Genomic DNA, 25,383 nt, shown 5'->3' with positions numbered 1-25,383 from the left:
AACAAAGGATCCTCAGGTGACGGACACGACCAAGTTTCTGATCGTCGGTGGCGGCCTCGAAGGCCTGGCCATCGCCTACTCCCTCGCCGACCGCGGCGAGACCGACGTCCTGGTCCTCGAACGCGACACCCTCTGTTCGGGCATGACCGGCAAGTCCAGCGGTGTCGTGCGGTGCCACTACGGGGTTCCCTCGCTGGCCGCGATGTCCTGGTACGGCGTCGACATCTTCACCCGCGCCACCGAGATCTTCGGCGACGACATGGGTTTCCGGCAGTGCGGTTATCTCGTGGGCGTCGCGGAGAACAACGTCAAGCCCCTCGAGGCGAACATCGAGATGATGCAGGGCCTCGGCATCGCCACCGAACTCGTCCCCCACGACAAGGTGGCCGAGCTGTGGCCGGGTCTGCACCTCGACGACTTCGCCCTGTTCGCCTACGAGCCGCTCGGCGGCCGCGGTGAGGCGTACATGGCGGGCATGGCCTTCGCCGCCACCGCCCGGAAGATGGGCGTGAAGATCAAGCAGAGCACCCCCGCCGCGTCGCTGCTGCAGGACCCGTCCGGCCGCGTCTACGGCGTCACCCTCACCGACGGCTCCGAGATCCACGCCGAGCAGGTCGTCGTGGCCGCCGGCCCCTGGACCCCGGCTCTCGTCGCAGGGGTCGGGGTGGACCTCGACATCAAGGCGCAACGCGCCCAGCTGGTGCTCGTCGACCAGGGCGAGCCCACCCCGGAGGTGCCGGTGCTCTCCGACCTGTCCGGCCTGCAGTACATCTGCCGGGAACCGAACGGCGAACTGCTCGTGGGTAATTCCGACCACCAGGCACCGCAGTACATCGATCCCGACAAGTACGTCAACCGCGCCGACGACTCGACGATCGAGAAGACCATCATGAAGCTCGGCACCCGCCTGCCCGACATGCCGGACCCGCGGATCACCAGCACCTACGTCGGGGCGTACGACGTCACCGCGGACTACAACCCGGTCATCGGCCCGTCTCCGGTGGACGGCCTGTTCCTGGCCGCCGGGTTCTCCGGGCACGGTTTCAAGATCTCCCCCGCCGTCGGCAAGCTCGTCGCCGACCTGCTGCTCGACGGGAAGACCGACCTGCCCAACGTGAACCCGGACGACTTCCGGTACTCCCGCTTCGCCGAAGGCGATCTGCTCCTGAGCCTCAACCCCTACGAGGGCGCCGGCGAGATGCGCTGAGCCGCCCCGGATCCCGAACCCCTCATCCCCACCGCCCTCCCCGGACCCCGAGGTCCGGGGAGGGTCTCGGCGTGTCCGGGCACGTGTCGTCCACCACGAGTGGACACACGCTACGCTGACGGCATGGCCGAATCGGACCGCCCCGTCCTCTACGACGATTCCGGACGCGAAGTCCCCCGTGGCACCCCCACGGGTGTGGACCTGGAACGGGCGATCGCGCACCAGGTGCGCGCCCTGCGCCTGGCGAGCGGACTGTCCGTCGGGGAGATGGCCGCCAGGGTGGGCATCTCCAAGGCCATGCTCTCGAAGATCGAGAACGCCCAGACCTCCTGCAGCCTGTCCACCCTCGCCCGCCTCGCCGCCGGCCTCGACGTGCCCGTCACGTCGCTGTTCCGCGGCGCCGACGCGCATCGCGAGGCGGTGTTCACCAAGGCCGGGCACGGCGCCGAGATCGTCGGCCGCGGCACCCGGGTGGGCCACCGCTACGAACTGCTCGGCGCGCTGCGGGGACAGCACAAGCGGCTCGAACCGGTGCTGGTGACCCTCACCGACGCGAGCGACGTCTTTCCCCTGTTCCAGCATCCCGGCACCGAGCTGCTGTACATGCTCGAGGGCGAGATGGTGTACGGACACGGCGATTCCGAGTACCGCCTGCTGCCCGGCGACGCACTGCTGCTCGACGGCGAGGGCCTGCACGGCCCCAACGAGCTGGTGCAGCTGCCGATCCGGTTCCTTGCCGTGACCGCCTATCCCGACAACCACCAGCCCTGACCCCGGACACGGCCGACGGCGCCCCCATCGCGTGATGGGGGCGCCGTCGTCGTATCGGGTACCTCAGGGCTGGGTCGGCACCACGATGTCGCGGTCCTCCGAGAACACCTCCGGCCGCATCGACGACGGGCCGCTCGGCGCGAACGAGTCCATGACGTAGGCGGTCTCGCCGTGCACCGGGACATCGATGCCGCGCATCTCGGTCTCGGCGTCCACCCGGATGCCCATGATCTTGTCGAGGATCTTCGCGATCAGGAAGGTCACCGCGAACGAGTAGGCGAACACCGCGGCCATCGCGAGGAGCTGGCGGCCGAGCAGGTCGATCCCACCGCCGAAGAACAGACCGTTCACCCCGGCGGGTGCGGCGGCCGTGGCCACGAAGGCGATCAGGGTGGTGCCCACGACGCCGCCGAGGAGGTGGATGGCGACGACGTCGAGCGAGTCGTCGTAGCCGAAGCGGAACTTCCAGCTCACTGCGAAGCAGCCCACCGCGCCGGCGACCGCACCGATCAACAGGGCGCCGAGCGGGGAGACCAGGCTGGCCGCGGGGGTGATACCGACGAGCGCGGCGATCACACCGGAGATCGCACCGAGCGTCGTCGCGTGCTTCTCCTTGATCCGCTCGACGAGCAGCCAGCCGAGCAGACCGGCCATCGCCGCGACGAGGGTGTTCAGCACGACGACACCGGCGGTGTGGTTGGCTCCGCCTGCGGAGCCGCCGTTGAAGCCGAACCAGCCGAAGAGCAGGATGCCGCCGCCGAGGACCACGAGCGGGAGATTGTGCGGGCGCGGCACGTGCGGGAAGCCGCGGCGACGCCCGAGGGCGATCGCGAGGGCGAGGGCCGCGACACCGGAGTTCATGTGGACGGCCGTGCCACCGGCGAAGTCGTGGGCGGCGAGAGCGTTGGCGATCCAGCCGCCCTTGGTGCCGGCCTCCTCGTCGTCGAAGGCGAAGACCCAGTGCGCGACCGGGAAGTAGACCAGCACCACCCACACGCCGGAGAACACCAGCCAGGCGGAGAACTTCATGCGATCGGCGACACCACCGGCGATGATCGCGACGGTGATACCGGCGAAGAGCAGGTGGAACGCCGCGGTGAGGGCGGCGGGCATGCCTCCGGCGGGGTCCTCCTCGAGCAGCGAACCGAGGCCGATGTCGGTGAAGGGGTTACCGATGAGCCCGTACCCGCCGACGCTGTCGCCGAGCACCGCGGCGGGGCCGAAGAGCACCCAGAGCACCGCGGTGACCGCGAAGCCACCCATCACCATCATGATCATGTTGAGCGCACTCTTGACGCCGAGCATGCCGCTGTAGAACAGCGCGAGGCCCGGCACCATCAGTACGACCGCTGTGAATGCCGCCAGCACCCAGGCGGTATCGGCGGCTGCGAGTGCCTGTTCCATAGATGTCCACCTTGTTCGTTCGGGAGATTCGTTCCGGGATCGTGCAGTGGTTCGTGGAGGGGTCTTGTCGAAGAGTCGGAGGTTCGTGTCCGGTTCGCTCGGGGCGCACGCCCGCGGCAACCGTCGGTGACTCGCATTCATCACCGTTCCCTGAGAGTGGACCAAGCCTGTAATGTCCGTGCGAGAAGCGAGTGAACTTCGTGTAACGAGAGTTGGTTTCGCAACCGGGCAGAACGCCGGCCGAGACGGCAATATGGGAGGCATGATGCGACGCGCGCCACAGAGCGATATCGACGAGTCCGAACTCGAGATCTCGGCACCGAAGGACTACGCCGCCGGGGTCCCCGCCGTTCTGGTCTCACTCGACCGCGCCGTCGAGCAGATGGGTCCCCTGCGCACCGCGAAGACCCTCACCCGGCTGAACCAGCGCCACGGCTTCGACTGCCCCGGCTGCGCCTGGCCCGAGACGCCCGGCCACCGCAAGCCCGCCGAATTCTGCGAGAACGGCGCGAAGGCCGTCGCCGAGGAGGCCACCCTCCGCACGGTGACCCCCGAGTTCTTCGCCCGCCACTCCGTCTCGGAACTGGGCACGAAGACCGAGTACTGGCTCGGGCAACAGGGACGCCTCACCCACCCGATGGTGCTGCGCCCGGGCAGCGACCACTACGAAGCAATCGAGTGGGACGACGCCTTCGCCCTGATCGCCGACCACCTGAAGGCGCTGCCCTCCCCCGACCACGCCGTCTTCTACACGTCGGGGCGCACCAGCAACGAGGCCGCCTTCCTCTACCAGCTGATGATCCGGTCGTACGGCACCAACAACCTGCCGGACTGCTCCAACATGTGCCACGAGTCGTCGGGCACCGCCCTGACCGACACCATCGGCATCGGCAAGGGCTCGGTGTCGGTGCCGGACATCGAGAACGCCGACCTGATCCTGATCGCCGGCCAGAACCCCGGCACCAACCATCCGCGCATGCTGTCGACCCTCGAGAAGGCCAAGGCCAACGGCGCGCGGGTGGTCGCGATCAATCCGCTCCCCGAGGCCGGGTTGCGGCGGTTCAAGGACCCGCAGAAGCCGTCCGGGGTGATCGGGCAGGGCGTGGACATCGCCGACGAGTTCCTGCAGATCCGGCTCGGCGGCGACATGGCGCTGTTCCAGGGCCTCGGCCGGCTGCTCTTCGAGGCCGAGGACGCTGCCCCCGGCACCGTGATCGACCGCGAGTTCGTCGCGGAGCACTGCGCCGGCTTCGACGAGTACGAGAAGCACATCCGCGGAGTGGATCTCGACACCGTCGTCGAGGCCACCGGACTGCCGCTGCACCGCATCCGCGCCCTGGCCTCGGACCTGGCGACCTCCGAACGCACGGTGGTGTGCTGGGCGATGGGCCTGACCCAGCACACCCACGCGGTGGCGACCATCGCCGAGGCCGTCAACCTGCTGCTCGCCCGCGGCATGATCGGCAAGCCCGGCGCCGGGGTGTGCCCCGTGCGCGGGCACTCCAACGTGCAGGGCGACCGCACGATGGGCATCTACGAGAAGATGCCCGAGTCCTTCCTGGCCGCCCTCGACGCCGAGTTCGGGATCCGGTCGCCGCGCCACCACGGCTACGACACGGTGGAAGCCATCCGGGCGATGCGCGACGGCCGCGCCTCGGTGTTCTTCGCGATGGGCGGAAACTTCGTCTCGGCCACCCCCGACACCCACGCCACCGAGGCAGCCCTGCGCCGCTGCGCGCTCACCGTGCAGGTGTCGACGAAACTCAACCGCAGCCACACGGTCACCGGCCGCACCGCGCTGATCCTCCCCACCCTCGGTCGCACCGACCTCGACGTGCAGAAGAGCGGCAAGCAGGTCGTCTCCGTGGAGGACTCGATGTCGATGGTGCACCTGTCACGGGGACGCTTGCGTCCGGTCTCGGAGCACCTGCTCAGCGAGGTCTCCATCATCACCCGCCTCGCCCGCACCCTCCTCGGCCCCGGGCATCCGGTGCCGTGGGAGGAGTTCGAGGCCGACTACGACCGCATCCGCGACGCGATCTCCCGCGTCGTCCCCGGCTGCGAGAACTACAACGAGCGGGTCCGGCAGCCGGACGGCTTCGCCCTCCCCCACCCGCCCCGCGACAAGCGTGAATTCCCCACGCACACAGGACGTGCCAACTTCTCGGTCAACCCGCTCGAATGGGTGCCCACTCCCGAAGGACGGCTGATCCTGCAGACCCTGCGCAGCCACGACCAGTACAACACCACCATCTACGGTCTCGACGACCGCTATCGCGGCGTGAAGAACGGCCGACGGGTGATCCTGGTGAACCCGCAGGACATCACCGCCCTCGGGTTCCGCGACGGCGACCGCGTCGACATCGTCTCGGAGTGGACCACCGCGGACGGCACCGTCGAGGAGCGGCGCGTGCACGACTTCCGCATCGTCTCCTACAGCACCCCGGTGGGCAACGCCGCCGCCTACTATCCCGAGACCAACCCCCTGGTTCCACTGGATCACGTTGCGGCAGCGTCGAACACGCCGGCGTCCAAAGCGGTCACCGTGCGGCTCGAACCCGCGACCGCCCCGAACGGGTCGCACTGATGGGCCGTGTCACCGCCCGTCGTCCGGTCGTCCGCATCACCGGCGACCGGACGTCCCGCCGACCCGACACCCTCGCGGTCGAGGAACCCCTCGAGATCCAGATGGGCGGCCGGTCGCTGACCGTCACCATGCGCACCCCGGGACACGATGTCGAACTCGTGCACGGTTTCCTGCTCGCGGAGGGGATCATCGGCAGCCGGGAGGACGTCGCGGCGGTGCGCTACTGCAACGGGGTCGACGAGTCGGGCGCCAACACCTACAACGTCCTCGACGTCGCCCTCGCCCCGGGCGTGACGGTGCCCGACGGGGCGGGCAGCCGCAGTTTCCTGACCACCTCGGCGTGCGGGGTGTGCGGCAAGGAATCCCTCGACCAGGTGCGCACCCGCAGCCGGTTCTCCCTGCCCACCGGCTTCCGGGTCACGGCGCAGGCACTGTCGGGGATGGCACCGCGAATGCGGGAGCAGCAGAAGATCTTCCGGAGTACCGGCGGTCTGCACGCGGCGGCACTGTTCACCGCGGACGGCACCCTGCTGGAGTTGCGGGAGGACGTGGGCCGGCACAACGCCGTCGACAAGGTGCTCGGCTGGGCGGTGACCACCGGGAAGGTGCCGCTGTCCGACAGCGTGCTCGTCGTCAGCAGCCGGGCCTCGTTCGAACTCGCCCAGAAGGCGGTGATGGCCGGGGTGCCGGTGCTCGCGGCGGTGTCGGCCCCGTCGTCACTCGCCGTGGATCTCGCCGTCGAGACCGGCCTGACCCTCGTGGGTTTCCTGCGCGACGAGTCGATGAACGTCTACGCCGGCACCGTGCACTGACGCACAGGCCCGGATGCACAGTCCCGGATGCACCGAGGCCCGGCACCTTCGCGGTGCCGGGCCTCGGTGTACGTCGAGTCGGGTGTCAGGCGCTCTTGTCGCGGCGCTCACGGTCGGGCTTGCGCGGCACGATCGTCGGCAGCACGTTGTCGTTGACGGTCTCGGCGGTCACGACGACCTTGGCGACGTCGTCGCGGCTCGGGATGTCGTACATCACGGGGAGCAGGACCTCCTCCATGATGGCCCGCAGGCCACGGGCACCGGTGCCGCGCAGGATCGCCTGGTCGGCGACGGCCTCGAGACCGTCCTGCGTGAACTCCAGTTCCACCCCGTCCATCTCGAACAGGCGCACGTACTGCTTGACCAGAGCGTTCTTCGGCTCCGACAGGATCTGGACGAGCGATTCCTTGTCGAGATTGGTCACCGACGCGAGGATCGGCAGACGGCCGATGAACTCGGGGATCAGACCGAACTTGATGAGGTCCTCGGGCATGACGTCCGCGAAGTGATCGGTCGTGTCGATCTCCGCCTTCGAGCGGACCTCGGCGCCGAAGCCGATACCCCGCTTGCCGACGCGGTCGGAGACGATCTTCTCGAGGCCGGCGAACGCGCCCGCGACGATGAACAACACGTTGGTCGTGTCGATCTGGATGAACTCCTGGTGCGGATGCTTGCGACCGCCCTGCGGCGGCACCGATGCCTGCGTGCCCTCGAGGATCTTGAGCAAGGCCTGCTGGACACCCTCACCGGAGACGTCGCGGGTGATCGACGGGTTCTCGCTCTTACGGGCGATCTTGTCGACCTCGTCGATGTAGATGATGCCGGTCTCGGCGCGCTTGACGTCGTAGTCGGCGGCCTGGATGAGCTTGAGGAGGATGTTCTCGACGTCCTCACCGACGTAACCGGCCTCGGTCAGCGCCGTGGCGTCGGCGATCGCGAAGGGGACGTTGAGCATCTTCGCGAGCGTCTGGGCGAGATAGGTCTTGCCGCAGCCGGTGGGGCCGAGCAGCAGGATGTTGGACTTGGCCAGCTCGACGGTCTCGCCGCGCGAGTCGCGTCCCTTGTCGCCCGCTTGGATGCGCTTGTAGTGGTTGTAGACCGCGACGGCGAGGGTCCGCTTGGCGGCGTCCTGGCCGATCACGTAGTTGTCGAGGAACTCGCGGATCTCCGCCGGCTTGGGGAGTTCGTCGAGTTTCACCTCGCTGGTCTCGGCGAGTTCCTCTTCGATGATCTCGTTGCAGAGATCGATGCACTCGTCGCAGATGTAGACACCGGGACCCGCAATGAGCTTCTTGACCTGCTTCTGGCTCTTCCCGCAGAAGGAGCACTTGAGCAGATCTCCGCCGTCACCGATACGTGCCATCAGTCAGGTCCCTACTTCCTCGTGTGCGTGCAACCGATCCCGCGACCACCGCTCCAGGTCGGTCCCGGGGAGCGGGCCCTTTGATCGACCGTACCCGGACTCCGGCGCGCAGGTCGACCGCTTCTGCGCGTTTCCGGTCATATTTGTACAGGACGGCATGTGCCGACCATCACAATCACCGGAGCGGACGGGACGGGAAGACGCAAGGCCTCCCCGTCCCGGTACGAACTACTTCTGTGCCGACAGCTTCCGGTACTCGAGAACGCGGTCGATCAGCCCGTATTCGACGGCCTGCTCCGCCGTGAGGATCTTGTCGCGATCGGTGTCCTTGCGGATCTGATCGGGATCCTTGCCGGTGTGCTTGGCGAGCGTGGTCTCCATGAGACGACGCATGCGCTCGATCTCGGCGGCCTGGATCTCGAGGTCGGAGACCTGACCCTGGATGCCGCCGGTGGCGGGCTGGTGGATCAGCACACGGGCGTTCGGCAGCGCCAGACGCTTGCCGGGGGTACCGGCGGCGAGCAGCACCGCCGCGGCGGACGCGGCCTGCCCGAGGCACACCGTGGTGATGTCGGCGCGCACGTACTGCATGGTGTCGTAGATCGCCATCAGCGAGGTGAACGAGCCGCCGGGCGAGTTGATGTACATGGTGATGTCGCGGTCGGGATCGAGCGACTCGAGCACCAGCAGCTGCGCCATGACGTCGTTGGCGGACGCGTCGTCGACCTGGACGCCGAGGAAGATGATGCGCTCCTCGAACAGCTTGTTGTACGGATTGGACTCCTTGACTCCGTAGCTCGAGTGCTCGATGAACGACGGGAGGATGTAGCGGCTCGCGGGCGAGGCGGGAGCGGCGCCGCCGAGCTGGCGCGGATCGAACATGTTGGTCATCGCTTCTCCAAGAATTCGGTGGGGTTGGGGCAGATCGGGCCGGGACCTAGTTGCCGGTGCCGCCGGCCTGCTGCGCCCGGGACACGACGTGGTCGACGAAGCCGTATTCGAGCGCCTCGCGTGCCGTGAACCAGCGGTCGCGGTCGGAGTCCTTGGTGATCTGCTCCACCGACTGGCCCGTGTGCTCGGCGATGAGCTCGGCCATCTCACGCTTGGTGAGCGCGAACTGCTCCGCCATGATCGCGATGTCCGCGGCCGTACCACCGATGCCCGCCGACGGCTGGTGCATCATGATGCGGGCGTGCGGCAGGGCGTAACGCTTGCCCTTGGTGCCGGCGGAGAGCAGGAACTGACCCATCGACGCCGCCAGACCCATCGCGAAGGTCGCGACGTCGCACTCCACGAACTTCATCGTGTCGTAGATGGCCATACCCGCGGTGACCGACCCGCCCGGCGAGTTGATGTACAGCGAGATGTCGCGGGTGGGGTCCTCGGCCGCGAGCAGGAGGATCTGGGCGCACAGCTTGTTCGCGATGTCGTCGTCGACCTGCGTGCCCAGGAAGATGATCCGTTCGCGGAGCAGGCGTTCGTACACCGAGTCGCTGAGGTTCAGCCCAGCGGTGGCCGAGGTCATCTTCGGGCCGAGGGATGTCGCCGGATTCTGAGGAGTCACGGGTACCTGCCTTCTCGTCGATCGTGAGTTGCTGACACTGACACTAACGAAAGGGGGCGGCACCGGATGCCCGGTGCCGCCCTCTTCGCTCAAAGCGGAAAAATCCCGTTCGTGAACGTCCGGATGATCCGCGGTGTTCGGACTACTCGGAGTCCGAGTCCTCGGAGGACTCCGCCTCGTCGTCCTTCTTGCTGCCGAACAGCTCGCTGGTGTCGACCGTCGCGCCGGTGGTGTCGGTGACGTTGGCGCGATCGACGACGGTGCCCAGGGCCTTGCCGCGGCGCACGTCGGCGAAGACGGCGCCGAGCTGGTTGGCCTGGCTGATCTGCTGGATGAACTGCTCCGGCGGGATGCCGTAGCGCTGCGCCTGGAAGAAGATCCGCTCGGTCAGCTCCTGCTGCTCGACGGTGGTGCCCTCGGCCTCGGCGATCGCGTCGAGGAGCAGCTGCACCTTGACGTTGCGCTCGGCGCCTTCGCGGGCCTCCTTGTCGAACTCCTCGCGGCTCGAGCCCTGGGCCTCGAGCAGCTCGTTCAGCTTGGCCTCATCGTGGTCGAGCTCGTGGATGGCGTCGTGCAGCGCGCTGTCGACCTCGGCCTGGACGACGGCCTCGGGGACCGGGATCTCGACGATCTCGAGGAGCTTCTCGAGGACCTTGTCGCGGATCTGGCCGGCCTGCTCGACCTGCTTGACCCGGGTGACCCGCTCGCGCAGGTCGGCCTCGAGCTCGGCGAGGGTGTCGAACTCGCTCGCCATCTGGGCGAACTCGTCGTCGGCCTCGGGCAGCTCGCGCTGCTTGACGGTGTTGACCTTGACGGTGACGACGGCTTCCTTGTCGGCGTACTCACCGGCGACGAGCTTGGAGGTGAACTCCTTCGACTCGCCGGCCTTCAGGCCGACGATCGCCTCGTCCAGGCCCTCGATGAGCTGGCCGGAGCCGACCTCGTGGGACAGCCCCTCGGTCTTGGCCTCCTCGACGTCCTTGCCGTCGACGGTGGCGGACAGGTCGATGGAGACGAAGTCGCCCTCCTGCACCGGGCGCTCGACACCGGTCAGGGTGCCGAAGCGCTGACGCAACGACAGCAGCTGCTCGGCGACGTCCTCGTCGGTGACCTCGACCGGATCGACCTCGACGGCGATCTCGGAGAAGTCGGGGAGGGTGATCTCGGGGCGGACGTCGACCTCGGCGGTGAAGGCCAGCTCGACGTTGTCCTCCAGCTTGGTGACCTCGATCTCCGGCTGGCTGATGACCTTGACGTCGTTCGCGGTCACAGCCTCGGTGTAGCGGCTCTGGATCGCCTCGTTGATCACCTGATCCAGCACGGCGCCACGGCCGACGCGGGCCTCGAGGATCTTCCGGGGAGCCTTGCCCTGGCGGAAGCCGGGGATACGGACCTGGGTTGCAAGAGCCTTGAAAGCGCGGTCGAAATCAGGCTGGAGCTCCTCGAAGGGCACCTCAACATTGATACGGACTCGCGTCGGGCTCAGCTGCTCGACGGTGCTCTTCACGGACATGCTCCTTCTGTCGTGCTCTCTTGTCGGTCGTTCGTGTCACTACTGAGCGCGCTGACGCCGTTCGATCTGGTCGGGATGACAGGATTTGAACCTGCGACCCTCCGCTCCCAAAGCGGATGCGCTACCAAGCTGCGCCACATCCCGTCGTCCTCACACACCACCATGCGGACCCAGAGCGGAATCCTACGGCCCCCCGATTATGAAATCCAAAGCGAGGTCCGGTACAGTCTCATCTCGCACCGAACGGAGCCGGTGGACGCCGGATCCGCGAGGCCGCGGGGATGTAGCTCAATGGTAGAGCTCCAGTCTTCCAAACTGGCGGTGCGGGTTCGATTCCCGTCATCCCCTCCGGATCGGACACCCGTCGTCTGCGACTCGCAGCGGCGGGTGTTCTTCGTTTCGAACGATATCCACCGGAACCCCGAACCCACTCCGGAACACGACCCCCGGGCGCGACAATATGTGTAGTTCGCGTCCCGTCGGCCCGGCAGGTGCCGACGCCATGCGAAGGCGTCCGGCCACGTACCTCCCCCGGCGCCGTCGAGCGAAGGGGGCGAGGATGGCAGTCCGTCCACCGGTCGGTCCGACCGTCGGGGTCGAGGAGGAGTTCTTCCTCGTGGCCGCGACCGCCGATCGCCTCACCGAACGCAACGACCGGGTGGCCGTCGGCGCACGCCGGCGCGGTGCCGAGGTGCACCGCGAACTGAAACGCTCCCAGGTCGAGCTGAGTACACCGGTGTGCCGGTCGGCGTCGGAGGTCCGGGCGCATCTCGTGGCGGGCCGGCGGGCCCTGGCCGCCGCCGCGCGGGACGAGGACGCCGCGCTGTTGCCCTCCGGGGTGCCGCCGATCCCCCATGCCGTCCCGGACGTGACCGATCTGCCGCGTTACCGGACGATGACTGCTCGGTACGGCGAGTTCGTCCGCGAGAACAACATCTGCGGCTGCCACGTCCACGTGGGGATCGAGGACCGCGACACGGCGCTGCAGGTGTCCAACCATCTGCGGCCGTGGCTGCCGACCCTGCTCGCCCTGACCGCCAACTCCCCCATCCACCAGGGCCGCGACACCGGCTTCGCGAGCTGGCGGGCGATGATGGCGTGCCGCTGGCCGTGCTCGGGCCCGCCGCCGTGGTTCGAGTCGGTGGAGCACTACGACACCGTCGTCGCCACCATGATCGAGTGCGGCAGCATCCTCGACGTCGGGATGGTCTATTGGGACGTGCGCCTGTCCGCGCATCTGCCGACCGTCGAGGTGCGGGTGAGCGACGTCCCCGCGACCGTCGACGAGACCGTCCTGCTGGCCACCCTGGTGCGGGCCCTCGTGGCGACCGCCGTGCAGGACGTCGAGGCGGGACGCCCGGCTCCGCCCGTCGGGTCCGAGATGCTCCGCGCGGCGTATCTGTGCGCGGCGCAGGACGGCCCGGCCGGCCGTGCGGTGGACCCGCTCACCTGCCGCGTCGTCGACGGACAGGAGCGGATCCGGGCGCTGCTGCGGCACGTCGCCCCGCGCCTCGAGGCGTTCGGGGAGTACACCTGCGCGGAACGGCTGCTCGCGCGGGTCCTGCGACGCGGCAACGGCGCGGTGTTCCAGCGCCGGGCGTTCGGGCAGCGCGACGATCCATCCGACATCGTCCGGGACCTGGCCCGCCGCGCCGTCCCCGAGATCTGACCGCGTCCACACCCCTCGTTTGGCGACCCGTGCGCCGGGTACCCGCGTCCACAACCACGACTGTGACCACGGCCGGCAGCGGCGACCACGGACCGCGAGAGGGGACACGAATGCGCGCTATGGTGTACCGCGGGCCGTATCGGGTGCGCGTCGAGGAGAAGGAGATGCCCCGGATCGAGCATCCCGGGGACGCGATCGTGCGGGTCGAGTTGGCCGCGATCTGCGGCTCCGACCTGCACCTCTATCACGGGATGATGCCCGACACCCGGGTCGGCACGACGTTCGGGCACGAGTTCGTCGGGGTGGTGCACGAGATCGGCCCGGACGTGCGGAATCTGAAGGTCGGCGACCGCGTGATGGTGCCGTTCAACGTCTACTGCGGGTCGTGCTTCTTCTGCTCCCGCGGCCTGTACTCGAACTGCCACAACGTCAACCCGAACGCCACCGCGGTCGGCGGAATCTACGGCTACTCGCACACCTGCGGCGGCTACGACGGCGGGCAGGCCGAGTTCGTGCGGGCGCCCTTCGCGGACGTCGGTCCCTCCGTCATCCCGGAGTGGATGGAGCCCGAGGATGCGCTGATGCTCACCGACGCGCTGGCGACCGGCTACTTCGGTGCGCAGCTCGGGGACATCGCCGAGGGTGACACGGTGGTGGTCTTCGGCGCCGGCCCCGTCGGGCTGTACGCGGCGAAGTCCGCCTGGTTCATGGGCGCCGGCCGGGTGATCGTGATCGACCACCTCGAGTACCGGCTGGAGAAGGCCCGAACCTTCGCGCACGCCGAGACCTACAACTTCGCCGAGTACGACGACGTGGTGGTGCTGCTCAAGGAGACCACCGACCATCTGGGAGCGGACGTCGCGATCGACGCGGTCGGCGCCGAGGCCGACGGGAACTTCCTCCAGCACGTCACCGCCGCGAAGCTGAAACTGCAGGGCGGCTCCCCCGTCGCCCTGAACTGGGCGATCGACGGCGTCCGCAAGGGCGGCACCGTCTCGGTGATGGGCGCCTACGGCCCGATGTTCAGCGCGGTGAAGTTCGGGGACGCCCTGAACAAGGGACTGACGCTGCGGATGAACCAGTGCCCGGTCAAACGGCAGTGGCCACGACTGTTCGAACACGTGCGCAACGGCTACCTGAAGCCCAGCGAGATCATCACCCACCGCGTGCCCCTGGAGGACATCCCCGAGGCGTACCACATGTTCTCGTCGAAGCTCGACGAGTGCATCAAGCCCGTCATCGTCGTCGGCGGGCAGTGAAGGGAGACGCAGGCATGAGCCCCGATCGGACCCCCATCGCCTACACCCCCGCCCGGCGCGAGCCCCCGGAGACGGCCGAGCAGCTGCGGGCCCGTATCCCCGGCTGGGGTGTGGACCTCGACCCGCACGACCGGCCGGCCGTACCGAAGGAACGGTTCGCTCCCGAGGAGACCGGCGCCCACTGGGCCTTCCCGGAGCGTCAACCCGGCCACGAGGGCCGAGAGCGTTCGGTCGAACACGCCTTCGTGACGCCGGTGTTCGGGACCTCGGCACCGCTGCAGGGCCTCTCGGGTGCGGTGCGCCGGCACGCCTACCGCCGGTACAGCGAGGGCCGGGCCGCACACTGGCTGCTGCTGCTCGGCGCAGACCGCATCGACGTGGCCGAGAGCCGCGTGCGTGCTCTGCTGGCCGGTCGCCCGGACGACCCGGTCTCCGAGAGCGGTCTGCGGGCCGAGGTCACCGCGCACGGCGTGGCGTCGCGCCGCGGCAGCACCCGCTCGGACGTGAACCACCAGTGGCTCGATCCGCTCGTCTCGGGTGCGCCGTGGATCGTCGTGGCCGGTCTCGGTGCCGCCGTGGTGCACCGTCGGCGATCCCACGGTGGCCGGTGAGGACGGGTGGACGGCACCGGAACCTCCGGTGGTCACCTTTTCGACTCGAAAGTGCAAAGCGAGTGCAAAGCGGCGATCTCGGATCGGTGGAGTGTGAGACCGTCCCAACTGTGAAGGACACCTCCGACGATCGTGCCGAGGCACCGGCACCGCCAGCATGTTCGTCCGTCGTCGCCGCCGTGCTCCTCGATGCCACACCCGACTGGGAGCGCGTCGCGGCCGTGCTCGCTCCCGGGAACCACGAGTCGCCGAACTTCCGCCACCGGCTCGTGGAACTTCCGATCGGACTCCCCTCGCCGCGGTGGTCCGGCGACCCCGACTCCGATCCACCCTGGCATCTCGAACGGTTCACGCTCCACGCCCCCGCGAAGTTCGACGAGGTGCTCGCCTACGCCGGCACCACCTCCGCACCCGCCGACGGGGAACGGCCCCGCTGGGAACTGACGCTGCTCGACGGTCTCGACGGCGGCCAGTCCGCGCTCGTACTGCGGTTGCGCCATCTCGTGTCGTCCTCCGTGTCCGGCCGCGCCGATTCGATGCTGTCCTGGGCGCGGTCGGTGTCCGAACAGGGCGCGGAGTCGGTCCGGACGGCGGCGCACCTGTTCACGGCGGTGGGCACCGGCCTGTTCAAGACCATCCTGGGCCGCGCGGAGGACGGCACGGAACACCGTCCCGCTCCGCCGAGTCCGCGGCTGCACGTGCTCGATGCCGACCTGCACGCGCTCCGGGCCGTCTGCGAACGTGTGGGCTGCCGACTGTCGAGCGGGTCGACCGCAGCACTGATCGCGGCCTGCGCCGAGTACGACCGCCTGTACGGACGGGACGACGAACCGCTGCGGTTGCTGGTGCCGGGGCCCCACGGACGGGCGATCCCGCTGGTGCTCGACCGGGCGGCGTCCGCCGATCCCCTCGATCTGATGCGCCGCCTCGACGCGGTGCTCCCCGCCGGGGATCCCCCGGCCTCCCCGCTGGGCCGCCTCCACCCCGCGGCCGGTCCGGACGTCGACATCGCGTTCGGTTCGCACGACCTGTTCGTGTCGAACCTGCCCGGTTCGCACTCCCCCCTCTACGTGGGCGGAGCGAAGGTCGAGCGGTACTACGGCTTCGGCCCGGCGCACGGGGCGATGCTCACCGCCTCGGCGATGTCCTATCGCGACACCTACTGCGTGGGGCTGACGGTCGACCCCACCGTCGTCACCGACCGCGAGGCCTTCGACGCCTGCCTGCACGACGGGATGGACGCTGTCCTCGATCAGGTGGCCTGAGCGCTCTCCCGCGCCGGAGGCCATCCCCGCTCCGCCGGTAGTCTGGAAGGCGGGACCCGCCCCGAACGGGAAGGATGGGCCGTGGAACTTCTACTCGTCCTCGTCGCCGTGGGCGCGGTGGTGTACTTCGTCTCGCGCTCCCAGCGGACCACCACACGCCATCGGGCCGACGCGCTCGACGACGCCAAGGCCGACGCCCGGCAGGCCATCGAACGGCTCGGCGGACAGATCTACAACCTGACCGGCACCGACGACGCCTCGAAGCAGGCCCTCGCCGACGCCGCCGAGCGGTACACGGCGGCGGGTTCACAGATCGAGCAGGCCGCCACCCCGGTGCAGGCCCGGCTGGCGAAGCAGACCGCCCTCGAGGGGCTCTACTACATCCGCGCCGCGCGTCTGGCGATGGGCATGGATCCCGGTCCGGACATCCCGCCGCTCGACGGACAACGGTCCGCCGGTGAGGTCACGGAGAAGCGGAGCATCGACTTCGAGGGCCGCACGATCTCCGCGTCGCCGGCCCCGTCGCCCGCCACACCGAACTACTACCCGGGTGGCCGTGTCGCGGGACGCCCGGTGCCGGCCGGCTGGTACTCGGAGCCCTGGTGGAAACCGGCCCTGGTGGCGGGCGCCTGGGGTGTCGGGTCGATGCTGCTGTTCTCGTCGCTGTTCGCAGGGATGGCCGGTGTGCCCTACGACGCGCAGGCCTTCGAGAGCGGCGCGGGCGACGGGTCCGCGGACCCCGGCGCCGACGGGTACGGCGGCGAGGACGGCGGTGGGGGCGACGATGTCGGCGGGGACGACTTCGGTGGCAGCGACTTCGGTGGCAGCGACTTCGGTGGCGGGGACGGCGGGGGTTTCGACTTCGGCGGATTCGACTTCTGACCGAAGGGCGCGCTCAGGCCGGCTGGCAGGTGGGGCACCAGAACAGGTTGCGCGCCTGCATGACCGAGTGCAGCACCGCGCTGCCGCAGACGCGGCAGGGTTCCCCGGCCCGGCGGTAGACGTAGGTGCGCGGCCGGTTCTTCGCGTAGGCCGGTGCGCCGTGGTCGTGTTCGGGCCGCACGACGTGCATGCGCCCGTGCTTCACACCGACGTTCATCAGGTCGACGAGATCGCGCCAGAGCGCGTCGAATTCGTCCCGCGTCAGATTCCGTCCGGGACGTTCGGGGTGGATGCCGTGCCGGAACAGCACCTCGGCCCGGTAGACGTTTCCGACCCCGGCGATCACCGCTTGGTTCATGAGCAGTGAGCCGATAGCCGTGCGGGACTTGGAGATTCGAGCCCAGGCCCGATCGGGGTCGGCGTCGTCGCGCAGCGGGTCGGGCCCGAGCCGCGCCTCGATCGCCTCGACCTCCCCGGGGGTGAGGACCTCACAGGCGGCCGGGCCGCGCAGGTCGCTGCCGTGCTCGGCCCCGACCATCCGCATCCGCACCTGACCGACGGGTTCGCCGAGCGGCAGGTCGCCGTCGGTGAACTCCCCGTAGATGCCGAGGTGCACGTGGACGGCCAGACCGCCCTCGTAGTGGTGGAACAGGTGTTTGCCCCAGGCGTCGGCGTGGGTGAGCACGCGACCGTCGACGACGGCAGCACCGTCGGCGAACCGGCCCTGGGGACTGGACACCCGCACCGGCGCGCCGGAGTACCACTCGTGGTGCAGCCGGGCGAGCCGGTGCAGGATGTGTCCTTCGGGCACGGATCAGGCGGGAGCGCCGGGAACCGCCGGGGCCACGCCCGACTTCTCGTACTCGGCGAGGATGTCGATGCGGCGCTGGTGGCGCTCCTCGTTCGACCACGGGGTCGCCAGGAAGGCGTCGACGATCGCGAGGGTCTCCTCGAGGCTGTGCATGCGGCCGCCGATGCCGATGAGCTGGGCGTTGTTGTGCTCGCGGGCCAGTTTGGCGGTCTCGACGCTCCATGCCAGTGCGCAGCGGGCACCGGGCACCTTGTTGGCGGCGATCTGCTCACCGTTGCCGCTGCCGCCGAGCACGATGCCGAGGCTGCCCTCGTCGGCCACGGTGCGACGTGCGGCCTCGATGCAGAACGCCGGGTAGTCGTCCAGGGCGTCGTACTCGAAGGCACCGCAGTCGACCGGCTCGTGGCCGTTCTTCTTCAGGTGCTCGATGATCTCATTCTTCCGTTCGAAGCCCGCGTGGTCGGCTCCCAGGTAAACGCGCATGAACCGAGTCTATCGAGGATCGCGTCCTCCCCCGCACACGCCGGTGGACCTCACGCGCGACGCCCCCCGCGTTCGTTCGCAGGGGGCGCCGCTCGGAGGTGGGTCTCACACGGTCGCGCAGCCGCGCACTCGGCCGGGCGCGCTCACACGCCGACGGGTTCGCGGGCCTCCTGGGCCTCGAGCTCGCGCACGATCGGCAGCACGTTCTTGCCGAAGTACTCGATCTCCTCCTGGAAGTGCAGGAAGCCGGCGAGGATCAGGTCGACTCCGCGGCGGCGGTACTCGACGATGCGGTGCGCGATCTGCTCCGGGGTACCGATGAGCTGGGTACGGAAACCGTCGTTGTACTGGACGAGATCCTCGAAGGTCGAGTCCGCCCACATGCCCTTCTTGTCGCCGGTGGCCGAGCCGGCCTGCTGGACGGCACTGCGGAAACCCTCGACGGCGGGACGGTTGGCCTTCTCGATGATCTCGCGGAGGGTGTCGCGGGCCTCCTTCTCGGTGTCGCGGGCGATGACGAAACCGTTGAGCCCGACCTTCACCTCCCGACTGTGGGCGCGCGCGACGTCGCGCAGTTCGTCGATCTGCGCGGTGATGCCGTCGTAGTCCTTACCGTTGCTGAAGTACCAGTCGGCGTAGCGGCCGCCGTTGGCGATCGCCGCGGTGGAATTGCCGCCCTGGAACAGCTCGGGGTTCGGGCGCTCCGGGGTGTTGAGCGGCTTCGGCTTGAGGCTGAAGTCGTGGATCCGGTAGAAGTCGCCGCGGAAATCGACCTCGTCCTCGGTCCAGATCTTCCGGAGCACCTGCAGGAACTCGGCGCTGCGCCGGTAGCGCTCGTCGTGCTCGAGCCAGGGCTCACCCATGTTGGTGAACTCGTCCTTGAACCAGCCGCTGACGACGTTGACCGCGAAACGGCCGCCGGACAGCTGGTCGACCGTCGCACCCAGCTTGGCGAGCACGGCCGGTTGCCACAGGCCGGGGTGGACGGCCGCGATGACCTTCAGACGCTCGGTGGCGAGCAGCAGCGCGAGGCTGAAGCTCGTCGACTCGTGCTGGAACTCGGCTCCGTAGCTGGCCTGGTAGCGCACCTGGCTCAGGGCGTACTCGAAACCGTTGTTCTCGGCGGTGCGGGCGAGCTTGACGTTGTAGTCGTAGTCCCAGCTCGTGCGCTGCTCGATGTCCGAGGTGACAAGACCGCCACTGACGTTGGGCACCCAGTAGGCGAAAGTGGTCTTCTCGGCGATACGTTCGGTCGACATGGCTCCGATTCAATTCCAGGCTCCCCATCGAACCAATGGTTGCGATCAGGGTGATTCCAACACTTCCTCTGCTCGGTCCGAGGCTCGGATTCGTCCGAGGCTCAGACCGCGACCCGTCCGCGGGGTGAGGCCGCGAATCCGGTTGACGGCGCGAACCGCGCCGTCAACTCGTCCGCGGGTACCCCGGTCGCCTCGGCGATGTAACTCTTCACGTCGTCCACATCGCGCAATCCCGGCAGCAGTTCCGGTTCGGAGAGGAACCGGAACAGGGCCGCGGCGGCCCGCTCGTCCACGGCGGCGGCCGGGAACAACACGTCGGCGTACTGCGCGTAGGTGGGGTCGCCGAGGAACAGCCGGGTGGTCTCGGCCGCGCCGTGGCCGCGGGCGGCCCAGTGCTCGTCGAAGCGGTCCTGCAGCCACTGGCGGGTGAACTCGCCGTCGTGGTTCCGCACCGCCTCGATCAGTGAGGCGATCTGGACGACCGTGTTCTGCGCGCCCTGCCCGGCGACGGGATCGAAGGAGACGGCGGTGTCGCCGATCGCGGCGACGACGTGCCCGCTCGCAGTCTCCCCGACCGCGCGGCGCACCGTGGGGGTGACCGCGCCGCGGAGCCAGGAGTGCGGGTCGACCTCGATCACCTGCAGTTGTTCGATCTCCGCGGCGTCCTTCGGGAAGTACTGCCGGTACAGCTCGAGCACCGCGCGGCGGGCGCTGTGCGCGTCGGTGACGGTGTCGAACAGCTCGATCCACGGCGAGCCCGGCTTCGCGAAACCGAGGAAACTCCACGCCGGCCCGACGTCCTTGTGCAGATACGGGCCGATGAACACCTCACCGAAGTCGGTGTGCAGGTTGAAGTGGTTGAACCTGCCGCCGACCCCGCGGTAACCGAAGGCGTCCGCATCGTGGTCGAGGCCGTGCAACGTCACCATCAGCAGCTGCCGCTGCGGTTCGGAGTACACGGTACGGTCCGGGTCGACGGGGAACAGCGACGCCAGGCCGCCCTTGCCGGTGGCGACGAGGGTGAGGTCGTGGCGACCGGCGATCCCGTCGAGGCCGTCGGGATCGACCGACCGCACCTCGAAACGCCCGCCCCGATCGAGAAATCGACCGAGCCGGTCGTCGGCGCGCAACCGCACGTCGACGCCCTGGGAGACGTACCCGAAGTCGGGGGCGAACTCGAACACCTCCCCGTAGGTCTTCCCCACCCCGGTGTGCAGGCGCGCACTCATACCGACGGCGGACGGGCCGTCTGCGTAGAGGTCCTCGATGATGCGGGCGTCCGATTCCCGCGATCTGCCGAAGTACACGGCGGTGCCGGTCGCGGGGACGTCGTCGCGCAACGACCTCCGGTCGCGGTCGCTGTGGAGGGTGACATCGAATCCGGCGTTCTGCAGGCCCAGGGCGGCGGTGGTGCCCGCCAGGCCCGCACCCACGACGGCTGCGGTGCGTGACATGAGTTCTCCTGAGATAACGATGGTTTCGTGGATCAGCTGACATCCGCGTCGAAGCGGATCGGACGGGTCACCCGGCCACCCCGGGCCGGCGACCGGCGCTCCACGCGTAGGGCAGCGGATCGCCGTTGAGCACGTGCGCGCCGACGGCCTGCTGCTTGTAGATCAACGGGTTGTGGGCGGCGACGACGCGGGAGTTGCGCCAGTGCCGGTCGAGCCCCAGCGAGGCGTCGCTGATGGAGGCTCCACCCACCTCGAACAGTTCGCTGGTCGCGTCGAGCACCAGCGAGATCACCACCGACTGCGCCTTCGCGGCGGCCGCCTCGGCACGGTCGAGCAGTTCCGGGTCCTGGCCGCCCGCGTCGAGCAGGACGTCGAGTTCGTCGGCGACGGCGAGGACGACGGCGCGGGCCCCGTAGGCCGCGGCGGACAGCCGCCCGACGACCTGCTGCACCAGCGGGTCGTGCCGCGGCAGGTCGGCGGCGGCATGGGTGAAGGTGCGGGTCCGGCGGCGGACCCACTCGACGGTGTCGGCCTCGGCGCGGGCGGCGATGCCGGCGAGCACCGCGAGCTGGACGAGCTGCAGGTAGGCGGTGGCGTAGGTGCGGCCCGGCTGCCCGTAACCGGGGCCGAGGATCCGGTCCTCGGTGACCTCCACGCCGGTGAAGGTGGTGGTGCCGCTGGCGGTGAGCCGCTGCCCGAAACCGTCCCAGTCGTCGGACTGCTCGACGCCGGGCTGGTTCGCGTCGACGAGCACGGAGACGCGTTCCCCGTCCTGATCGGCGGCGACGAGGATATGGTCGGCGTACAGGCTTCCGGTGCTGTAGTACTTGACGCCGTCGAGGACCCAGCCACTCCCCTTGCGGGTCAGGGCCGTGCGGTAGCGGTCGGCCGCGCCGACACCGGGTTCGGTGATCGCGTTGCCGACGAGGGTGCCGGTCGCGACCCGGCGCAGCCAGTCGGCAGCGCGCTCGTCGCCGGTGAGCCGCTGGTCCTCGACGAAGCTCCAGTGCACCCGAAGTGCCTGCGGCAGGTTCGATTCGGCGGCGGCGAGGTCGACGAGCAGGTCGAACAGCTGCCGGACGGTCGCGCCGAAGCCGCCGTACTCGACCGGCACACGCAGTGCCCCGAAGCGGGCCTCGCGCAACCAGGCGACCTCCTCGAAGGCCAGCCGACGGTCGCGTTCGCGGTCGACAGCGCCGACGGCGATGCGGTCGAAGATCGGGGCGAAGCGCTCCTTCAATTCCCGGTCGGTGGTGGCGGGTGCGGAAACGGTGCTTGTCACGTGCGGTACTCCTTGTCGCTCGAGGAATCCACGATGCGACAGGGAGTACCGCCCGGACACCATTTAGGATCGGTGCGAATCCAACCCGCAGCGGTCAGCTGCTCACCGCGCACTGCCCGCGGTCGACCCGGACGGGGTTGCCGGCCGAGGGCCGCACGTCGATGTCGAAGATCGCGGTGGGGACGTAGAGCGTCGCGCACGAGTTCGGCACGTCCACCACCCCGGAGAACCGCGCCTCGACCGGTGCCGCACCGAGCAGCAGGTAGACCTGCTCCTTGGTCCAGCCGAACCTCGACAGGTACTCGATCGCGTTGAGGCAGGCGTTCTGGTAGGCCAGGGTCGAGTCGAGATAGTGCTGTGTGCCCTGCCGGTCGACGGAGAAGCCGACGAAGGTGAGGAACTCGGTGTAGCGGGGTTCGACGTTGCCGGGCATGAAGATCGGGTTGGTGGTCACCCCGTAGGTCTCCATGCCGCCCGGGATCACCTCGACCCGCAGGTCGATGTAGCCGCCCATCTCGATGGCGCCGCAGAAGGTGATCTCGCCGTCGCCCTGCGAGAAGTGCAGGTCGCCCAGGGAGAGGTTGGCACCGTCGACGAAGACGGGGTAGAAGATCCGGCTGCCCTTGGATAGGTTCTTGATGTCCTGGTTGCCGCCGTTCTCCCGCGGCGGGGCGGTCCGCGCGGCCTCCGCCGCGACCCGTTCGTACTCGCTGCCGGACAGTGAGCCGAGCACCGCGTTGTGGGGTTCGGGTGGGAGCGCCAGCGGCGGAACACGATTCGGTTCGGTGTCGATCAGGGCCTGTTCGCGGGCGTTCCAGCGGGCGAGCAGTTCCCGGCTCGGTGCCGTCCCCATGAGGCCGGGGTGGACGATGCCGGTGAACTCCACCCCGGGGATGTGCCGGCTGGTGGCCTTCTGCCCGGTGAAGTTCCAGATCGCCTTGTACGCCTGCGGGAACCAGTCGGTGAGGAAACCACCGCCGTTCTCCTTGGCGAAGATGCCGGTGTATCCCCAGCCCTGTCCGGCGATCGGGCCGGTCTGCTGGGGTACCGGGCCGACGTCGAGGATGTCCACCATCAGCAGGTCGCCGGGTTTCGCTCCTTCGACGGCGAACGGCCCGGACAACTGGTGCACCATCGACAGGTCGCAGTCGCGGATGTCGTTCGCGTCGTCGCTGTCGACGATCGTGCCGTCGAACCATTCCTTGGACTCGACGCGGAAGACGTCGCCGGACTTCACGGTCGCGACCGGCGGGATGTCGGGATGCCACCGGTTGTGGCCGACGAGTTCCTGCTCCCGGAACGGTTTGCTGTGGTCGACGGGGAAGATCACGTCGGGCATGGTTTCCTCCGGTCTCGCGGGTGCGGGGTGCGGATGTGCACGCGGATCGGACCGGCCACGGCGTGGCCGGCCGTAGGCTCTACGGGCGCGGGAGTTTCGCGATGCGGGGATCGGCCGGGCGGGACGGTCGTTCCGGTTCCGGGGGCCGGGTGGTCACCGCCGGTGCGGTCTGCGACCGGCCGTGCGCGTCCATCATCGCCGTGACGGCCGCGGAGGTGGACGACAGATTCGGCGAGGTGAGAACCCGCGCGGCGGAGGCGCTGCAGTGCGGGCACGGCACGGCGGACGGGGCGGTGCCGATGGGATGGGCGCTGTCGAAGCGCCCGTGGGAGAGACATCGATAGACGTAGACGGCCACGCGACCTCCCGGGACGACGAGGGCGATTGCTCCCGAATGCGAACAATCGCACGGTACCCGACGGGGCCGGTCCGCCGGTGCGAAATCGACTGGCGGACCGGCCCCGTGAGGTGCGGTCAGAGCACGCCGTGCCGCGGCGGATGGGTGCCGCTGAGCGTCCACCGGCCGATGTGCTGGAGCTTCCAGCGGGTCGCGTCGTGCAGCGTGTGGGTGCGGGCGTCGCGCCAGTAGCGGGACAGGTTCGCCGAGCCCGACGCGCTGCGGGTGCCGCCGAGTTCGAACAGCACGCTCGCCGTCTCCACGGCGGCACGGGTGGCGGCGACCTTCGCGGTGGCCACCTCGATCGACGCAGCGGCCGTGGACTCCTCGGTCGGGTTCGCGCGGGCCGCGTCGACGGCGCGCGCGGCCTGGGCGAGCAGCACCTGCGCGGCCCGGACCGTGACCGTGGCCTCCCCCGCGATCTGCACGAGCAGCGGATCGTCCACGGCGCGTTCGACACCCGATTCGAAGTGCGGGCGGGCCCGGCCGGCCTGCAGGACTGCCTCGGCGAGCGCACCGGTGGCGATGCCCACGTCGATGGCGGCGTGCGTGATCTGGGCCTGGGCGCCGTAGGTGGTGGGGCCGTCGAAGATCGGCGAGTAGGGCACGACCGCCGACGCCGGGACCACGATGTCGTCGAGGGTGACGGTGCCGCTGGCGGTGGTGCGCTGACCCATGCCGTCCCAGTCGTCGACGACGGTGAGTCCCTCGGTGTCGCGCCGGACGAACGCGACCGCCTTGGGGGTCGACGCGTCGGTGGCGTCGGGGTCGTCGGCGAGGCTGGCGCGCACGAGGATCCAGTCGGCGAACAGGGCGCCGGTGCTGTAGAACTTGCGGCCGCTGAGCACGTAGTCGTCGCCCTGCCGGCGCAGGATCGTGGTGTCGACGTTCATCGGGCGGGAGCCGCGTTCGCTCTGCGCGTTCGCCAGCAACGCACCGGCCAGCACCTCACCGTAGAAGAAACGCTTCTGCTCGTCGGTGCCCTGGCTGCGCAGCGCCTCGAGGAAGGTGAAGTGCGAGTGCGGGATCTGCGCGATGCTCGGGTCGGCCGCGGCGAGGATGCGGAAGACCTCCACCACCGTCCCGTAGGGCGCAGCGATGCCGCCGTACTCGACGGGCACGGTGAGGGCGAGCAGACCGGAGGCGGCGAGCGCCCGGATCTGTTCGTGCGGCAGTTCACGGTTCGCGTCGCGCTGGGCGGCGCCGACGGCGAACCCGTCGGCGAGCGTGGCCGCGACCCGGAGGGCCTCGTCGACGTCGGAGATGCGTGCGGCGGTGGGTACGGCGCTCACAGCTCCACCCCCTGGAACGGGATGGACACGGACGGCAGGGGGTGGAGCGAGTTGGACATGATCCGACACGTTAGGCCGATCCGGCCCGCCCTGCGAGGATTGCATTCACCCTGAGCGAAAGTCTTCCGGCCTGGCCGGCGCGTACGCCGGCCCGGCCGG

At 69.3% G+C, this 25,383-nt stretch carries 22 protein-coding genes and 2 tRNA genes; 10 read left to right on the top strand and 14 right to left on the bottom strand.

The genetic code is table 11. The annotated features are described in order from the left end of the window. The first annotated feature begins 16 nt into the window (after positions 1–16). Entirely contained in the window at positions 17–1,207 is a 1,191-nt protein-coding gene (locus tag OED52_RS08005) for an NAD(P)/FAD-dependent oxidoreductase (protein WP_264154111.1), read from the top strand. Positions 1,208–1,330: 123 nt separating this feature from the next. After that, positions 1,331–1,978: a helix-turn-helix domain-containing protein gene (locus OED52_RS08000; protein ID WP_264154110.1), complete on the top strand. Its 648-nt coding sequence runs from the start codon at positions 1,331–1,333 to the stop codon at positions 1,976–1,978. 63 nt (positions 1,979–2,041) lie between these two features. Here OED52_RS08000 and OED52_RS07995 read toward each other — a convergent pair whose 3' ends face one another. After that, on the bottom strand, positions 2,042–3,382 hold the full coding sequence (locus OED52_RS07995; protein ID WP_264154109.1) for an ammonium transporter: 1,341 nt from the start codon (positions 3,380–3,382) through the stop codon (positions 2,042–2,044). A 262-nt stretch (positions 3,383–3,644) separates the two neighbouring features. On the opposite strand from OED52_RS07995, the gene OED52_RS07990 reads away from it, so the two are divergent. Both OED52_RS07990 and fdhD read left to right on the top strand, forming a co-directional pair. Then, positions 3,645–5,969 (top strand): FdhF/YdeP family oxidoreductase, encoded by a 2,325-nt coding sequence (locus OED52_RS07990; RefSeq protein ID WP_264154108.1) that lies wholly within the window; start codon positions 3,645–3,647, stop codon positions 5,967–5,969. After that, entirely contained in the window at positions 5,969–6,781 is an 813-nt protein-coding gene (fdhD, locus tag OED52_RS07985; protein WP_264154107.1) for a formate dehydrogenase accessory sulfurtransferase FdhD, read from the top strand. The genes OED52_RS07990 and fdhD overlap by 1 nt, the downstream gene beginning before the upstream one ends. Positions 6,782–6,866: 85 nt before the next feature. Here the strand turns inward: fdhD and clpX are convergent, their stop codons facing one another. The 5 genes from clpX to OED52_RS07960 form a co-directional block, all read right to left on the bottom strand. After that, entirely contained in the window at positions 6,867–8,144 is a 1,278-nt protein-coding gene (gene clpX, locus OED52_RS07980) for an ATP-dependent Clp protease ATP-binding subunit ClpX (protein WP_264154106.1), read from the bottom strand. Between the two features lie 228 nt (positions 8,145–8,372). Then, positions 8,373–9,035 (bottom strand): ATP-dependent Clp protease proteolytic subunit, encoded by a 663-nt coding sequence (locus tag OED52_RS07975; protein ID WP_264154105.1) that lies wholly within the window; start codon positions 9,033–9,035, stop codon positions 8,373–8,375. Positions 9,036–9,081: 46 nt separating this feature from the next. Then, positions 9,082–9,708: an ATP-dependent Clp protease proteolytic subunit gene (locus OED52_RS07970; protein WP_264154104.1), complete on the bottom strand. Its 627-nt coding sequence runs from the start codon at positions 9,706–9,708 to the stop codon at positions 9,082–9,084. Positions 9,709–9,850: 142 nt separating this feature from the next. Beyond that, entirely contained in the window at positions 9,851–11,215 is a 1,365-nt protein-coding gene (gene tig, locus OED52_RS07965) for a trigger factor (protein ID WP_264154103.1), read from the bottom strand. A 73-nt stretch (positions 11,216–11,288) separates the two neighbouring features. Continuing rightward, positions 11,289–11,365, bottom strand: a tRNA-Pro gene (locus OED52_RS07960). Between the two features lie 133 nt (positions 11,366–11,498). On the opposite strand from OED52_RS07960, the gene OED52_RS07955 reads away from it, so the two are divergent. The 6 genes from OED52_RS07955 to OED52_RS07930 all read left to right on the top strand — a co-directional run bounded on the left by OED52_RS07955 (position 11,499) and on the right by OED52_RS07930 (position 16,907). After that, positions 11,499–11,569, top strand: a tRNA-Gly gene (locus OED52_RS07955). Between the two features lie 211 nt (positions 11,570–11,780). Next, positions 11,781–12,890 carry a carboxylate-amine ligase gene (locus OED52_RS07950; RefSeq protein ID WP_264154102.1) on the top strand — a complete coding sequence of 370 codons (1,110 nt, stop codon included), beginning with the start codon at positions 11,781–11,783 and terminating at the stop codon, positions 12,888–12,890. A gap of 110 nt (positions 12,891–13,000) precedes the next feature. Next, the gene (locus tag OED52_RS07945; protein WP_264154101.1) at positions 13,001–14,149 is read left to right on the top strand and encodes a zinc-dependent alcohol dehydrogenase; all 1,149 of its coding nucleotides are present in this window, start codon (positions 13,001–13,003) and stop codon (positions 14,147–14,149) included. 35 nt (positions 14,150–14,184) lie between these two features. After that, positions 14,185–14,760: a hypothetical protein gene (locus OED52_RS07940; protein WP_413247750.1), complete on the top strand. Its 576-nt coding sequence runs from the start codon at positions 14,185–14,187 to the stop codon at positions 14,758–14,760. A gap of 110 nt (positions 14,761–14,870) precedes the next feature. After that, the gene (locus OED52_RS07935) at positions 14,871–16,025 is read left to right on the top strand and encodes a wax ester/triacylglycerol synthase domain-containing protein (RefSeq protein ID WP_264154099.1); all 1,155 of its coding nucleotides are present in this window, start codon (positions 14,871–14,873) and stop codon (positions 16,023–16,025) included. A gap of 81 nt (positions 16,026–16,106) precedes the next feature. After that, positions 16,107–16,907, top strand: a complete 801-nt coding sequence (locus tag OED52_RS07930; protein WP_264154098.1) for a DUF1542 domain-containing protein — start codon at positions 16,107–16,109, stop codon at positions 16,905–16,907. Between the two features lie 13 nt (positions 16,908–16,920). On the opposite strand, the gene OED52_RS07925 is transcribed toward OED52_RS07930, so the two are convergent. The 8 genes from OED52_RS07925 to OED52_RS07890 form a co-directional block, all read right to left on the bottom strand. Continuing rightward, positions 16,921–17,718: an Fpg/Nei family DNA glycosylase gene (locus OED52_RS07925; RefSeq protein WP_264154097.1), complete on the bottom strand. Its 798-nt coding sequence runs from the start codon at positions 17,716–17,718 to the stop codon at positions 16,921–16,923. 3 nt (positions 17,719–17,721) lie between these two features. Further along, positions 17,722–18,201 (bottom strand): ribose-5-phosphate isomerase, encoded by a 480-nt coding sequence (locus OED52_RS07920; RefSeq protein WP_264154096.1) that lies wholly within the window; start codon positions 18,199–18,201, stop codon positions 17,722–17,724. Positions 18,202–18,344: 143 nt separating this feature from the next. After that, complete coding sequence (sfnG, locus tag OED52_RS07915) at positions 18,345–19,460, bottom strand: dimethylsulfone monooxygenase SfnG (protein ID WP_264154095.1); 1,116 nt, start codon at positions 19,458–19,460, stop codon at positions 18,345–18,347. Positions 19,461–19,561: 101 nt separating this feature from the next. Further along, positions 19,562–20,914 (bottom strand): styrene monooxygenase/indole monooxygenase family protein, encoded by a 1,353-nt coding sequence (locus OED52_RS07910; RefSeq protein WP_264154094.1) that lies wholly within the window; start codon positions 20,912–20,914, stop codon positions 19,562–19,564. A gap of 67 nt (positions 20,915–20,981) precedes the next feature. Next, positions 20,982–22,196 carry an acyl-CoA dehydrogenase family protein gene (locus OED52_RS07905; RefSeq protein ID WP_264154093.1) on the bottom strand — a complete coding sequence of 405 codons (1,215 nt, stop codon included), beginning with the start codon at positions 22,194–22,196 and terminating at the stop codon, positions 20,982–20,984. Between the two features lie 94 nt (positions 22,197–22,290). Continuing rightward, the gene (gene fmdA / locus OED52_RS07900) at positions 22,291–23,535 is read right to left on the bottom strand and encodes a formamidase (RefSeq protein ID WP_264154092.1); all 1,245 of its coding nucleotides are present in this window, start codon (positions 23,533–23,535) and stop codon (positions 22,291–22,293) included. Between the two features lie 79 nt (positions 23,536–23,614). Continuing rightward, entirely contained in the window at positions 23,615–23,893 is a 279-nt protein-coding gene (locus tag OED52_RS07895) for a zinc ribbon domain-containing protein (RefSeq protein ID WP_264154091.1), read from the bottom strand. Positions 23,894–24,009: 116 nt separating this feature from the next. After that, on the bottom strand, positions 24,010–25,224 hold the full coding sequence (locus OED52_RS07890; RefSeq protein WP_264154090.1) for an SfnB family sulfur acquisition oxidoreductase: 1,215 nt from the start codon (positions 25,222–25,224) through the stop codon (positions 24,010–24,012). Between the last annotated feature and the right edge of the window lie 159 nt (positions 25,225–25,383).

The sequence above is a fragment of the Rhodococcus sp. Z13 genome (assembly GCF_025837095.1).
GTDB lineage: Bacteria > Actinomycetota > Actinomycetes > Mycobacteriales > Mycobacteriaceae > Rhodococcus > Rhodococcus sacchari.
Note: the sequence above shows the minus strand (reverse complement) of the source record. Positions and strands in the feature narration are given on the sequence as shown.

Coding starts and splice junctions, on each gene's coding strand:
- OED52_RS08000 (WP_264154110.1), top strand. CDS start 1,331: ATGGCCGAATCGGACCGCCCCGTCCTCTACGACGATTCCGGACGCGAA.
- OED52_RS07995 (WP_264154109.1), bottom strand. CDS start 3,382: ATGGAACAGGCACTCGCAGCCGCCGATACCGCCTGGGTGCTGGCGGCA.
- OED52_RS07990 (WP_264154108.1), top strand. CDS start 3,645: ATGATGCGACGCGCGCCACAGAGCGATATCGACGAGTCCGAACTCGAG.
- fdhD (WP_264154107.1), top strand. CDS start 5,969: ATGGGCCGTGTCACCGCCCGTCGTCCGGTCGTCCGCATCACCGGCGAC.
- clpX (WP_264154106.1), bottom strand. CDS start 8,144: ATGGCACGTATCGGTGACGGCGGAGATCTGCTCAAGTGCTCCTTCTGC.
- OED52_RS07975 (WP_264154105.1), bottom strand. CDS start 9,035: ATGACCAACATGTTCGATCCGCGCCAGCTCGGCGGCGCCGCTCCCGCC.
- OED52_RS07950 (WP_264154102.1), top strand. CDS start 11,781: ATGGCAGTCCGTCCACCGGTCGGTCCGACCGTCGGGGTCGAGGAGGAG.
- OED52_RS07945 (WP_264154101.1), top strand. CDS start 13,001: ATGCGCGCTATGGTGTACCGCGGGCCGTATCGGGTGCGCGTCGAGGAG.
- OED52_RS07920 (WP_264154096.1), bottom strand. CDS start 18,201: ATGCGCGTTTACCTGGGAGCCGACCACGCGGGCTTCGAACGGAAGAAT.
- sfnG (WP_264154095.1), bottom strand. CDS start 19,460: ATGTCGACCGAACGTATCGCCGAGAAGACCACTTTCGCCTACTGGGTG.
- OED52_RS07910 (WP_264154094.1), bottom strand. CDS start 20,914: ATGTCACGCACCGCAGCCGTCGTGGGTGCGGGCCTGGCGGGCACCACC.
- fmdA (WP_264154092.1), bottom strand. CDS start 23,535: ATGCCCGACGTGATCTTCCCCGTCGACCACAGCAAACCGTTCCGGGAG.